This window comes from Sphingomonas sp. Ag1 (genome assembly GCF_000980895.1).
Taxonomy (GTDB): domain Bacteria; phylum Pseudomonadota; class Alphaproteobacteria; order Sphingomonadales; family Sphingomonadaceae; genus Sphingomonas; species Sphingomonas panaciterrae.
The window spans coordinates 18,531-30,992 of the sequence record NZ_LAZX01000077.1; the positions used below are offsets into that span (position 1 = coordinate 18,531).

At 68.0% G+C, this 12,462-nt stretch carries 11 protein-coding genes; 6 read left to right on the forward strand and 5 right to left on the reverse strand.

All coding sequences use genetic code 11. The annotated features are described in order from the left end of the window. Positions 1–5 precede the first annotated feature (5 nt). On the forward strand, positions 6–1,487 hold the full coding sequence (locus XM50_RS03245) for an ABC1 kinase family protein (protein WP_046407389.1): 1,482 nt from the start codon (positions 6–8) through the stop codon (positions 1,485–1,487). Positions 1,488–1,505: 18 nt separating this feature from the next. Here XM50_RS03245 and XM50_RS03250 read toward each other — a convergent pair whose 3' ends face one another. Next, positions 1,506–2,762, reverse strand: a complete 1,257-nt coding sequence (locus XM50_RS03250) for an aspartate kinase (RefSeq protein ID WP_046407391.1) — start codon at positions 2,760–2,762, stop codon at positions 1,506–1,508. A 52-nt stretch (positions 2,763–2,814) separates the two neighbouring features. Between XM50_RS03250 and ubiG the strand changes: the two genes are divergently transcribed. After that, entirely contained in the window at positions 2,815–3,594 is a 780-nt protein-coding gene (gene ubiG, locus XM50_RS03255; protein ID WP_082102669.1) for a bifunctional 2-polyprenyl-6-hydroxyphenol methylase/3-demethylubiquinol 3-O-methyltransferase UbiG, read from the forward strand. 50 nt (positions 3,595–3,644) lie between these two features. Here ubiG and XM50_RS03260 read toward each other — a convergent pair whose 3' ends face one another. Together XM50_RS03260 and XM50_RS03265 are read right to left on the reverse strand one after the other, a co-directional pair. Further along, entirely contained in the window at positions 3,645–4,418 is a 774-nt protein-coding gene (locus tag XM50_RS03260) for a class II aldolase/adducin family protein (protein ID WP_046407353.1), read from the reverse strand. A 40-nt stretch (positions 4,419–4,458) separates the two neighbouring features. Next, positions 4,459–5,493, reverse strand: a complete 1,035-nt coding sequence (locus tag XM50_RS03265; protein WP_046407354.1) for an alcohol dehydrogenase family protein — start codon at positions 5,491–5,493, stop codon at positions 4,459–4,461. A 245-nt stretch (positions 5,494–5,738) separates the two neighbouring features. On the opposite strand from XM50_RS03265, the gene clpB reads away from it, so the two are divergent. Further along, the gene (clpB, locus tag XM50_RS03270; protein WP_046407392.1) at positions 5,739–8,318 is read left to right on the forward strand and encodes an ATP-dependent chaperone ClpB; all 2,580 of its coding nucleotides are present in this window, start codon (positions 5,739–5,741) and stop codon (positions 8,316–8,318) included. Positions 8,319–8,361: 43 nt separating this feature from the next. Here clpB and XM50_RS03275 read toward each other — a convergent pair whose 3' ends face one another. Further along, entirely contained in the window at positions 8,362–9,222 is an 861-nt protein-coding gene (locus XM50_RS03275) for an inositol monophosphatase family protein (RefSeq protein WP_046407355.1), read from the reverse strand. 63 nt (positions 9,223–9,285) lie between these two features. Here XM50_RS03275 and XM50_RS03280 point away from each other — a divergent pair, with 63 nt between their 5' ends. Then, positions 9,286–9,825: a peroxiredoxin gene (locus XM50_RS03280; RefSeq protein WP_046407356.1), complete on the forward strand. Its 540-nt coding sequence runs from the start codon at positions 9,286–9,288 to the stop codon at positions 9,823–9,825. Positions 9,826–9,874: 49 nt separating this feature from the next. Continuing rightward, positions 9,875–10,924, forward strand: a complete 1,050-nt coding sequence (locus XM50_RS03285) for a GGDEF domain-containing protein (RefSeq protein ID WP_231621837.1) — start codon at positions 9,875–9,877, stop codon at positions 10,922–10,924. 377 nt (positions 10,925–11,301) lie between these two features. Here XM50_RS03285 and XM50_RS03290 read toward each other — a convergent pair whose 3' ends face one another. Continuing rightward, the gene (locus XM50_RS03290) at positions 11,302–11,934 is read right to left on the reverse strand and encodes a YbhB/YbcL family Raf kinase inhibitor-like protein (RefSeq protein ID WP_046407357.1); all 633 of its coding nucleotides are present in this window, start codon (positions 11,932–11,934) and stop codon (positions 11,302–11,304) included. 74 nt (positions 11,935–12,008) lie between these two features. On the opposite strand from XM50_RS03290, the gene XM50_RS03295 reads away from it, so the two are divergent. Beyond that, positions 12,009–12,434 (forward strand): DUF1810 domain-containing protein, encoded by a 426-nt coding sequence (locus tag XM50_RS03295; RefSeq protein ID WP_046407358.1) that lies wholly within the window; start codon positions 12,009–12,011, stop codon positions 12,432–12,434. Positions 12,435–12,462: the final 28 nt, after the last annotated feature.

The window sequence follows — 12,462 nt, forward strand, 5'->3', positions numbered from 1 at the left end:
TCGAAATGCTGGGAACGCTGAAAGTCGCCGCCCGCGATCGCGCCCGGCTGGGCGAAGTCGCCGCTGTCATGTCGCGCTTCGGCCTCGACGTGCTGCTCGCCCGCCTCGGGGTGGGCAATGCGCAGGAGCAGCCGGAACCCTTCGACCTGCCCGATCGCACCCGCCGCGCGCTCGAGGCGCTCGGCCCCACCTGGGTGAAGCTCGGCCAGATCATGGCAACCCGCGCGGATATCCTGCCGCCCGAATGGATCGTCGCCTTCGAACAGCTGCAAAGCTCCGCCCCGCGCCTGCCGTTCGAGGACCTGCGCCCCGCGGTAGAGGCCGCGCTGGGCGAGCCGCCCGAGACGGTCTTCGCCCAGTTCGATCCCGAGCCGCTCGCCGCCGCCTCGATGGCGCAGGTCCACCGCGCCACGCTGCACGATGGCACCGCCGTGGTGGTCAAGATCCGCCGCCCCGGCATCCGCCCGCGGATGGAGGCGGACTTGCGCCTGCTCGGCGAAGTCGCCCGCGTGATGGAGCGCTCGAACGCGGAGGCCCGCCGCTTCGGCGCGACCAAGCTCATCCGCCAGCTCGGCAGCGCGATCCTTGGCGAACTCGATTTCGCCAATGAGGGCCGCAACGCCGATCTGCTACGCGACGATTTCGCGCGCGACGCCCGCGTCCTCATCCCGCGCATCCATTGGGATTATACGTCCGAGGCGCTGATCGTGATGGATCACGTCCCCGGCGTGCCGCCGCGCAATGGCCAAATGCTGCGCGAAGCCGGGATCGACCCCGCCGTGATCGCCGCATCGGGCGCGGACATCGTGCTCCAGATGGCGCTCATCAACGGCCGCTTCCACGGCGATCCGCACCCCGGCAACCTCCTGTGCCTGCCGGGGGACCGCATCGGCATGATCGACTTCGGCCTCATCGGCCATGTCAGCCCGCGCCGGCGCGAGGAGTTCATCGCCTTCGTCCAGGCGCTGGTGACCGACGATCCCGCACTCCTCGCCGAAACGCTCGCGCGCTGGGCGGAGCTGGAACATCAGGTCCCCCGCTTCATGCCGATCGCGGAGGGGCTGGTGATCCGCCACGGCCGCCGTCTGGTGCTGGCCGATCTCGTCGCGGACCTGTTCGGCACACTGCGCGAGGAGAAGCTCGCCTTCCCGCCCGATCTTCTGCTGCTGTTCAAGGCCCTGATCACGCTCGACGGCGTGCTCGGCGCGATCGAGCCGAACTTCGATCTCGCCGCCGCGATGCGCCGCGCCAGCGGGCGGCTGGTGATGGAGCGGCTGTCGCCCGAACGCTGGTCACGCCGTGCCGCCGCCGTCGCGCTGGAGGTGGATCGCCTGGGCGACGATCTCCCGCGCCTGATCCGCGCACTCGTCCGCCGCGCGGAGGCGCCCCCCGCGCCGGCCCCGGCTCAACCGTTCGACAGTCGGGTCCTCGAGGCCGCGCTGATCGTCGCCGCGCTCATCATCGCGGCGGCGATCATGCTGACCTAGCGGCCCGGGCGGCGGGGTTCAGGCGGCCTCTTCGGCGTCCAGGCCATAGGCGGTGTGCAGCACGCGCACCGCCAGCTCGGTCTCGTCCTCATGGATCAGCACGCTGACCTTGATCTCGCTGGTCGAGATCGCCTGGATGTTGATCCCGCGCGCGCCCAGCGTCGAGAACATCGTGCTCGCCACGCCCGCATGGCTGCGCATGCCAACGCCGACGACGCTGATCTTCGCCACGCGCGTATCGTGCACAAGCTCCTTGAAGCCGATCGTCTCCCGCGCCTGGTTCAGCGTCTCGATCGATCGCGCGAGATCCGCCGAGGGCACCGTGAACGTCACGTCGGTCGAGCCCGAACCATGGGCGATATTCTGGATGATCATGTCGACGTTGATGTTCGCCGCGGCGAGCGGCTCGAAGATCGCCGAGACCGAGCCCGGCTTGTCCGGAACCGCGGTCAGCGTGATCTTCGCTTCGTTCTTGTCGTGCGCGATGCCGGTGATCAGCTGGCGTTCCACGTCTTCAACCTCCTCTTCGCCCACGATCATCGTGCCGGGCAGTGTATCCGCCATCGGGGCATCGTCGCCGGTGAACGACGAGAGCACCTGGATGCGGACATTCTCCTTCATCGCCAGGCCCACCGACCGCGTCTGCAGCACCTTGGCGCCGACGCTGGCGAGCTCCAGCATTTCCTCATACGTCACCTTGGCGAGCTTGCGCGCGCGCGGCACGATCCTGGGGTCGGTGGTATAGACGCCGTCGACGTCGGTGTAGATGTCGCAGCGATCGGCCTTGATCGCCGCCGCCACCGCCACTGCCGACGTGTCGGAGCCACCGCGCCCCAGCGTCGTCACGCGGCCGTTATGCACGCCCTGGAAACCCGGGATCACCGCCACTTCGCCCGCGCCCATGCTGGCCAGCAGCGCCTCGGAATCAATCGATTCGATCCGCGCCTTGGCGAAGGCGCCTGAGGTGTTCACCGGCAGCTGCCAGCCAAGCCAGGAACGCGCCGGCACGCCGATCGCCTGCAGCGCAATCGCCAGCAGCCCGCTGGTGATCTGCTCGCCCGCGGAAACGACGACGTCATACTCCTTGGGATCGTATAGCGCGCTCGCCTCGCGGCAGAAATTCACCAGCCGGTCAGTCTCGCCCGCCATCGCGGAAACCACTACCGCGACCTCGTTGCCGGCCGCCGCCTCGCGTTTCACCCGCGCCGCGACCGAGCGAATCCGCTCGATCCCCGCCATCGAGGTGCCGCCGAATTTCATGACGATGCGGGCCACGGGATACTCTCGGGTGCTTGGGGAAAACAGGCGCGCCTGATAGGAAAGGCCCATGGCCGACGCAACTGTAACAACCGATACTGCACCCTCCCCCCTCGGAAGCGACGGCAGCGGCCACTCCAGCATTGTCGCGCGCGAGGCGGCGCATTTCGGCGCGATGGCCAGTGAATGGTGGGATCCGCGCGGCTCATCCGCGATGCTTCACCGGCTCAATCCCGTGCGCCTGCGCTACATCCGCGAACAGGCCGACCGGCATTTCGATCTCGATCCCGCCAGCTTCACGCCGCTCGCGGGAAAGAGCGTGCTCGATGTCGGCTGCGGCGCCGGCCTGCTCGCCGAACCGCTCAAGCGGCTGGGCGGCGCAGTCACCGCGATCGATGCCGCGGTGGAGAATATCGCCGTCGCGCGCGATCACGCTGCGCAGAGCGGGCTGGTGATCGACTACCGCGCTGGCGGCGTGGAGGCCGTGGAGGGCGAGCAGTTCGATCTCGTCACCTGCATGGAGGTGATCGAGCATGTCGCCGATCCGGCGGCCTTCGTCGCAGGGCTGGCGGGCGCGGTCGCAGATGGCGGCCTGCTGATCATGTCGACCCCCAATCGCACGCCCGTGTCGCGCCTCGCGATGATCACGCTGGCCGAGGGCACCGGCCGCATCCCGCGCGGCACGCATGATTGGGACAAGTTCATCACGCCGGAGGAACTGGGCGAGATGCTCGCCGCCGTCGGCTTCACGGTGCGCGACACGCGCGGCATCGCCTTTTCGCCGACCAGCGGCTTCACCCTCTCCGACTCGCTGACGCTGAACTACCTCGTCACCGCGACCCGCACATAACATCCGCCCCGGTCGTCACCCGGCAGGTACCGGATGACGACCGCGCGGCCTCAGTTGCGGAAGCTGGGATCAATCCGGTCGAGCTTGCGCAGCAGCGCCGGCCACGCCAGCTTCTCGGCCAGCTTGCCCATGCCGGTCGGCGCGCTCTGCCCGGCAACCTTCTCCTCCACGCCCTGCGGCGGGTTGTTGAGGTTCTCGCGCCCGGCCGACAGCATCAGCACCTGCGCCTCGCACGCCCGCTCTAGGAAATAGAGCCGCAGGAAGCAGGATGCGACGCTGTCGCCCACCGCCAGCGTTCCATGATTGCGCAGGATCATCGCATGCTTGTCGCCAATGTCCGCGACCAGCCGCTCGCGCTCGTCGAGGTCGGTCGCGATGCCCTCATAGTCGTGATAGGCGACATTGTGCTGCGCGATCATCGCCGTCTGGGTGTGCGGCAGCAGGCCGAATTCCATCGCCGAGACTGCCTGGCCATGCGGGGTGTGAAGATGCATCACCGCGGCGGCATCCTCGCGTGCCATGTGGATCGCCGAGTGGATCGTAAAGCCCGCCGGGTTCACCGGATGATCGGTATGGCCGACCGGATTGCCCTCGACATCGATCTTCACGAGGCTCGACGCGGTGATCTCCTCGAACATCATGTCATAGGGGTTGATCAGGAAGTGATGCTCCGGCCCGGGCACGCGCGCCGACAGGTGCGTGAAGATCAGGTCATCCCAGCCGTACAGCGCGACGAGGCGGTACGCCGCGGCCAGATCAACCCGCGCCTCCCACTCACCGGGGGCATATTGGTTGGTGTTGTCGACCGGCGCCAGCGTGGCCATGGCAAACTCTCCTTCGTTCGATTTACCCACGACTATAGCCTCACTCCGGCGTCATCACCACCTTCAGCGCTTCGCGCCGGTCGAGGATGGCGTAGGCCTCGGCGCCTTTTGACAGCGGCAGCCGGTGCGAGATGTAGCGTTCGGGCCTGAGCTGCCCCTTCTGCACCATCGGGATCAGCTCCTGCCACCAGTGCGGCACGGAACAGGTGCCGGTGCGGAACGTCAGCCCGCTGGCGAAGGCGCGCTCCATCGGAAACGGAAAGCGCCGCGTCTGGTTGACGCCAAGGCACGACACGGTGCCCCATTTCCCCACCAGCCGGAGCGACAGGTCGATCGTCGCATCCGCCCCCACCGCCTCGACGACGCTGCTGCACATCCGCCCCTTCGTATCCTCGCGGATGAACGGCACCGCCTCGGCCGGATCGACGCCGATCGCGCCCAGCCCCTCGGCGATCGCGCGGCGCCCGGGCACCAGGTCGATCGCATAGACCCGCCCCGCCCCCATCGCCACACAGCCCTCTACAGCCATCAGTCCAATCGGGCCCAGCCCCACCACCGCGACGCTCGCGCCCGGCTTGATGTCGGCATTGCGCACCGCCATCCAGCTCGTCGGCAGCGCATCGGTCAGCATCAGCGCCTGTTCGTCGGTGATACCCTCCGGAATGCGCCGCGCGTTGACGTCGCCCGCCGGCACCCGCACCGCTTCCGCCTGGCTACCCTGCAGCGCCGCGGACAGCCCGTAGCAGCCGGAGCCATTGTTCTCGCACTCATGCACCCGGCCCATCAGGCACCCGGGACACGCGCCGCAGCCGACCGCGGCCGAAATCATCACTCGGTCGCCTGACTTCAGGGTGCGCACCGCGCGGCCGGTCTCGACCACTTCGCCCACCGCCTCATGCCCGACGCAAAAGCCCGTATCCTCTGAAAAGCCGTGGCCGTGATAGATGTGAAGGTCGCTGCCGCAGATCGCGCAATGCTTCACCCGGACCAGCACATCACGGTCGTCCTGCAACGCTGCGTCCTCTGTCGATCCGTATTGGATGTCGCGCGCGCCGAAATACCGCAAAGCCTTCATGATCCGCTCCCGTGTCACTTTGCCTACAGGGGAAGCGCAAACGCCAGGCAGGCGTCAACTGTCCTTCGGAAATCCCGGATACCCGCGGCGGAGTTCGCCTCCGATGACAACAAGGAAGTCGGGAAGATGCCGGCTAGACATGCGCCTATGGACGCGCCCGCCGCGCGTCGCCATCTTTCGCTTGATCGCTCTCTTGTGTTGCTAATCGGCAACACCACATGATGCTCGAAGGAAACAGGAACACCATGAACCTCGAGAAATTCACTGACCGCGCCAAGGGCTTCCTCCAGTCGGCGCAGACCGTTGCGATCCGCATGAGCCACCAGCAGATCGGCCCCGAGCATCTGTTGAAGGCGCTGCTTGAGGACGAGCAGGGCATGGCGGCGGGCCTCATCCAGTCCGCCGGTGGCGACGCGCGCCGCGCGGTGACGGAGACCGACGCCGCGCTCGCGAAAATCCCCGCGGTCAGCGGTTCGGGCGCGCAATCGACGCCGGGGCTCAACAACGATGCCGTGCGCGTGCTCGACCAGGCCGAGCAGATCGCGCAGAAGGCCGGCGACAGCTACGTCACCGTCGAACGCCTGCTGGTCGCCCTCGCGCTGTCGCTCAACACCGCCGCCGGCAAGGCGCTGCAGGCCGCCGGCGTGCGCGCCGATGCGCTCAACACCGCGATCAACGACCTGCGCGGCGGCCGCACCGCCGACACCGCGACGGCCGAGGATCGCTATGACGCGCTGAAGAAGTTTGCCCGCGACCTCACCGAGGCGGCGCGTGACGGCAAGCTCGATCCGGTGATCGGCCGCGACGAGGAAATCCGCCGCACCATCCAGGTCCTCGCCCGCCGCACCAAGAACAATCCCGTACTGATCGGTGAGCCCGGCGTCGGCAAGACCGCCATCGCCGAGGGGCTGGCGCTGCGCATCGCCAATGGCGACGTGCCCGATACGCTCAAGAACAAGACGCTGATGGCGCTCGACATGGGCGCGCTGATCGCCGGAGCAAAATATCGCGGCGAGTTCGAGGAGCGGCTGAAGGGCGTGATCGACGAGGTGAAGGCCGCCGAGGGCGACATCATCCTCTTCATCGACGAAATGCACCAGCTGATCGGCGCCGGCAAATCCGAAGGCGCGATGGACGCGGGCAACCTGCTGAAGCCGGCCCTCGCGCGCGGCGAGCTGCACTGCGTCGGCGCGACCACGCTCGATGAATATCGCAAATATGTCGAGAAGGATCCCGCGCTCCAGCGGCGCTTCCAGCCCGTGTTCGTCGGCGAACCGACCGTGGAGGATACGATCTCGATCCTGCGCGGGCTGAAGGAGAAGTACGAGCTTCACCACGGCGTGCGCATCACCGACGGCGCGCTGGTTTCCGCCGCGACGCTGTCGAACCGCTACATCACCGATCGATTCCTGCCCGACAAGGCGATCGACCTGATGGACGAGGCCGCGAGCCGCATCCGCATGGAGGTGGAGAGCAAGCCCGAGGAGATCGAGACGCTCGACCGCCGCATCCTTCGCCTCAAGATCGAGCGCGAGGGCCTGCGCCGCGAAACCGACGAAGCCTCGCAGGACCGGCTCGAGAAGATCGAGGAGGAACTCGCCAATCTTGAGCAGCAGTCGGCCGAACTGACCCAGCGCTGGCAGTCCGAGAAGGACAAGCTGGCGGGCGAGGCGAAGCTCAAGGAGCAGCTGGACGCCGCGCGGCTCGAACTGGAACAGGCGCAGCGCCAGGGCGATCTCGCCAAGGCGGGCGAGCTTTCCTACGGCCGCATCCCCGCGCTCGAAAAGCAGCTCGCCGAGGCGCAGGGCGCCGCGGCCAATGCGATGCTGCGCGAGGAAGTGACGCCGGAGGATATCGCCGCCGTCGTCGCCCGCTGGACCGGCATCCCGGTCGAGCGGATGATGGAGGGCGAACGCGACAAGCTCCTCAAGATGGAGGAAGTGATCGGCAAGCGCGTGATCGGTCAGGAGGATGCGGTGCGCGCCGTCTCCACCGCCGTCCGCCGCGCCCGCGCCGGGCTACAGGATCCGAACCGCCCCCTGGGCTCGTTCCTGTTCCTCGGCCCGACCGGCGTCGGCAAGACCGAGCTGACCAAGGCGCTCGCCGAATTCCTGTTCGACGACCCCAACGCGATGGTCCGCATCGACATGAGCGAGTTCATGGAGAAGCACGCGGTCGCCCGGCTGATCGGCGCGCCTCCGGGCTATGTCGGCTATGAGGAAGGCGGCGTGCTGACCGAGGCGGTGCGGCGCCGGCCCTATCAGGTCGTGCTGTTCGACGAGGTGGAGAAGGCGCATGGCGACGTGTTCAACGTCCTCCTCCAGGTGCTCGACGACGGCCGCCTCACCGATGGCCAGGGCCGCACGGTCGACTTCTCGAACACGCTCATCATCCTGACCTCGAACCTCGGCAGCCAGTATCTCGCCAATCTTGGCGAGGGCGAGGATGTCGAGACGGTCGAGCCGCAGGTGATGGAGATCGTCCGCGCGCACTTCCGCCCGGAATTCCTCAACCGGCTGGACGAGATCATCCTCTTCCACCGTCTGGGCCAGGCCCACATGGGGCCGATCGTCGACATCCAGGTGGCGCGCGTCGGCAAGCTGCTGGCGGACCGCAAGGTGACGCTGGACCTCACCGATGCCGCGCGCGCGTGGCTCGGCCGCGTCGGCTACGATCCGGTCTACGGCGCCCGCCCGCTGAAGCGCGCGGTGCAGCGCTATCTGCAGGATCCGCTCGCCGATCTTATCCTGCGCGGCGAAGTGAAGGACGGCAGCACGATCAAGGTCGACGAAGGCGACGGCAAGCTGGTGCTGTCCGTCGTCTGACCCGCAACCAGGGAGGGCGCGCCCACGCCCTCCCCTTTACCGCTCAATGATCGTGGTCATGCCCATGCCCATGCCCATGCCCATGCCCATGCCCATGGTCGTGCGCGCCGGGCGCCGCGTGCAGCGCCTCCAGTACCTCGTCCATCCGCGCCGGGTCGCCGATCGCCAGCACCTGCCCCGTGCTCGCCTGCGTCAGCGGATCACCGTTCCAGTCGCACATCCGCCCGCCCGCGCCCTCGACGATCGGCGCCAGCGCGGCGAAATCGTACAGCGCCAGCCCCGCCTCGCACACGATGTCGAGGTGCCCGCTCGCCAGCAGCCCGTAATTGTAGCAGTCACCGCCATAGACCGGCCCCTGCCGCGCGTGCCCGCCGGAGACCGCCGCAACCAGCGCCATGAAATAGGGCACTTCATCGTCGTTGAAGGCGTGCGGGCTGGTCGTCGCCAGGATCGCGCCCTCCACTTCGCGGCAGGCGCGCGTGCGCACCGGCGCCCCGTTGAACAGCGTCGGCCGCCCCGCCGCGCCGATCCACCGCTCACGCTGGATCGGCTGGTCGATCACCCCCATCATCGGCCAGCCATCCTCGACCAACGCGATCAGCGTCCCAAAAATCGCCCGCCCGACGGTGAAGCTGCGCGTACCGTCGATCGGATCGAGCACCCAGGTGCGACCGGTCACGCCTTCCTTGATGCCATATTCCTCGCCATGCACCGCGTCGCCCGGCGCTTCGGCATCCAGGATCCGGCGCATCGCCGCCTCCGCCGCCCGATCGGCCAGCGTGACCGGGGAATGGTCGGCTTTCATCTCGGTGCCCAGTTCGCCGCGGAAATAGGGGCGGATCGCTTCCCCCGCGGCATCGGCGAGGCGGTGGGCAAGGGCGAGGTCAGCTTGGCGGATCGGCATGGCGCAGCCCTATCGCGCCCCGCACGGCCGCGCTAGAACCGGCGCACCAACGGGAGATACCCTGTGCGCCACGTCCTTGCCCTTGCAGCCGCTTTTTCCCTTACGCTCGCCGCTCCCGCCGGGGCGACGCTGGCGGTGGGCGCAAAGGCGCCCGATTTCACCACCCGCGGCGCGATCGCGGGCAAGGTGGTGAACGTCAATCTCGCCCGCCAGCTGAAGAACGGGCCGGTCGTGCTCTACTTCTTCCCCGCGGCCTTCACCGCCGGCTGCAATGCGGAGGCGCGCGCCTTTGCCGAGAATATCGACAAGTTCCGCGCCGCGGGGGCGACGGTGATCGGCATGTCCGCCGATTCGGTCGAGGATCTCACCAAGTTTTCCGCCGCCGAATGCGCCGGCCGCTTCGCAGTGGCCAGTGCGGGACCGCGCGTCGTCAGCGGCTATGATGTGGCGCTCGGCCGGCAGGTGAAGGGCCGCGATGCCACCCGCCGCACCAGCTACGTCATCGATCGCACCGGCCGCATCGCCTTTGTCCATGACGACATGTCCGCCGAGCGTCACGTTGCCCTTACCCTCGACGCCGTTCGCCGGCTCGCAAAGTCGTAACAATCGCAACGCTATCTTAGCGATTTCGCGCTAGCTCAGGACACCGCCCGTGGCGCTGGCTGGCAGCGCCTGGGGAAGAAAGCGGACCAGCACGGTGAAGGTAAGCACGGCCGAGACGGAGGCGTTCAGCCTCTATGAGGCGATTGGCGCCTTTCTCGCCATTCACCGCCTCAGCGCCGACCCGGCATATTATGCGCTGGCGCATGAAATATTGAGCCATCCGGACGGCGCGCTGGCGCGGGCAGTCGCCGTGCGCACCGACGGCGGCGTACGCCTCACGCAGCAGGATATGGCGGAACTTGGCGTGCTCGCCCGAACGCAGCCGCACGACACCCCGGCCCGCCCCGCCGAGGATGCTTTGGTCGCGCAACTCACCATGCAATTGGGCGACTTTTCGGAAACCGTCCGGTCGATCCATGCCGAAACCAGCGACTTTGGCCGCGATCTGATCGCCACCGCCGCCGCGATGCGACAGGCGGACCCCGCATCGACGCGCAACTACATCAGCGAACTCACCGCCGCGATGATCGAACGAGTCCGCCAGGCGGAGGCACGGCTGGCCGCGGCGGAACAGGAAAGCGAGGCGCTCCGCAGCGCCCTCGCCGATGCACGCAGCGACGCGCGGCAGGATCCGCTGACCGAATTGGCCAATCGCCGCGCCTTTGACGAGGCGCTGTCGGCGCTGGCCCCGCACACCCCGGTGATCTTCGCATTGTGCGATATTGACCACTTCAAGCGCGTGAACGATCAGTTCGGCCATGCCGTCGGGGATCGGGTGCTGCGCGCGGTAGGCCAGACGATCGCCGCCGAAAGCGGGTCGGCGCTGGTCGCGCGTTATGGCGGCGAGGAATTTGCGCTGCTCCTCGTCGGCGTCGACATGGACACTGCGACCGGCATCGTCGATCGCGCCCGCAGCGCGGTTGCCGCGCGCCGCTTCCGCTCGCGTGCGACCGATGCCCCGATCGGCGTGGTGACGATTTCCGCAGGGCTCGCCGCCGGCACGGCCGGCGAAACGCGCGAGGTCCTGTGTGCGAGAGCGGACGCCGCGCTCTACCAGGCAAAGGCGGCCGGCCGTAATCAGGTACTCAGCGCCGTTTGATGGTGTGATCCACCGCGCGCGGATGGCGATATTTCCCAACCCTGAACGGCGAACCAGCTAAGTGGTTGATATTGCGTCGGCGGTCAAACCTGGCACGCCCCATGCAAATGCCTTGAGCATCGGCGCCGGATGGTCCGGCCGCCAGATAGCACAAGGGAATTGCACCATGTTCGTCCGCCTCAACCAGCTTCACCAGAATGTCGCCAGCCTCGCCGGCGCCTTCATCTTCGCCGCGCTCATGATCAGCGCCGCCGTTCCCGTCAGCCCGATCGCCTGATCCGGCCACACGCCTCCCTCTGTTCTGGAAAGGATTGTTCGATGGTCCGCTCCGCCTGCCTCGCCCTCGCTGCCTTTGTCAGCATGTCGGGCCTCCTCGCTTATGTCGACGCCGCCGCAAACGCGGTCTGAGCCGGCGCTGCCTCGGCCGGCTCGCCACGCGAATAGGTCCCGATAAGCAGCCCCGCAGCAAGCACATGCCCGGTCATGGCGCGCACCAGCGCCGTTCGACCGGGCGATGCGCCGGGATCGCCCACCCCGGCACCCAGCGCGAACAACTGAAACACATAACGATGCTCGCCATGACCGGTCGGTGGATCGGGTGGCAGCCAGCCTTCGCCCAGGTACGAATGGCGACCCACGTCGCCTTGCTCGGCCAGCCCGTTGCCATCGGCGACGATCGCGCCCTCCTCCAGCCGCCCGGCGTCCGCCGGCAGGCCCCACATGACGGCATGGACCAGCGGCTGCGGCGCCGGTGCGTCCGCATCCTCGACCAACAGCGCCAGCAGCGCCGTTTCTTCCGGCACCGCGCCCCAGGTCAGCGGCGGTGAGACACCCTCGCCATCGGCGGTGAATCGCGGCGGCAGACGCGCCTCCTGCGCGAACGCCGGGCTGGACAGGTCAAGCGCGCCGAATGTTCCACCCAGTTCGGGCTGCACGATCGCCAGCTTGTCCGCACCCGCGCGCACATTGCCCAGCGTTCGCCCAAGCCAGGCGGGGATATGTTCCAGCATGTCGCCTCCTTTTCTTGCGCCGATTTCAACGCACGAGGCCGCATCCGCGATGCGTGTTGCGCGTTGGGTGCGGCATGGACGACCCGTTCGATCTCGACCGCTTCGTCACCGCGCAGCACGGCAGCTATGCCGACGCGCTGACGGAATTGCGCCACGGCCGAAAGACCAGCCACTGGATGTGGTATGTCTTTCCGCAGCTCCGCGGGCTGGGTCACAGCCCCACTGCGCAGCATTTCGGAATCGCGTCGCTGGATGAGGCGCGCGCCTATCTTGCGCATCCCCTGCTCGGCCCGCGTCTGCACGCGGCGTGCGCCGCGCTGGCTGCCGCCAGCGGCAGTGCGGTCGACATCCTTGGGCCGGTCGACGCGATGAAGCTTCGGTCCTCGATGACGCTCTTCGCGCGCGCGGCCGATGATCCTGCCCCGTTCCAGGCGATCATCGACCGGTTCTTCGACGGGCCGGACCCGGCCACGGCCGCGCTGCTGCCCAAGGCACCCTGACGCGCCGCACGCGTCTGGGCTTTGGGGT

Excerpts from the sequence above, each read along its gene's own strand:
- XM50_RS03260 (WP_046407353.1), bottom strand. The coding sequence starts at position 4,418 with ATGGCCACGCTGGCGCCGGTCGACAACACCAACCAATATGCCCCCGGT.
- XM50_RS03275 (WP_046407355.1), bottom strand. The coding sequence starts at position 9,222 with ATGCCGATCCGCCAAGCTGACCTCGCCCTTGCCCACCGCCTCGCCGAT.
- clpB (WP_046407392.1), top strand. The coding sequence starts at position 5,739 with ATGAACCTCGAGAAATTCACTGACCGCGCCAAGGGCTTCCTCCAGTCG.
- XM50_RS03290 (WP_046407357.1), bottom strand. The coding sequence starts at position 11,934 with ATGCTGGAACATATCCCCGCCTGGCTTGGGCGAACGCTGGGCAATGTG.
- ubiG (WP_082102669.1), top strand. The coding sequence starts at position 2,815 with ATGGCCGACGCAACTGTAACAACCGATACTGCACCCTCCCCCCTCGGA.
- XM50_RS03265 (WP_046407354.1), bottom strand. The coding sequence starts at position 5,493 with ATGAAGGCTTTGCGGTATTTCGGCGCGCGCGACATCCAATACGGATCG.
- XM50_RS03245 (WP_046407389.1), top strand. The coding sequence starts at position 6 with ATGCTGGGAACGCTGAAAGTCGCCGCCCGCGATCGCGCCCGGCTGGGC.
- XM50_RS03295 (WP_046407358.1), top strand. The coding sequence starts at position 12,009 with ATGGACGACCCGTTCGATCTCGACCGCTTCGTCACCGCGCAGCACGGC.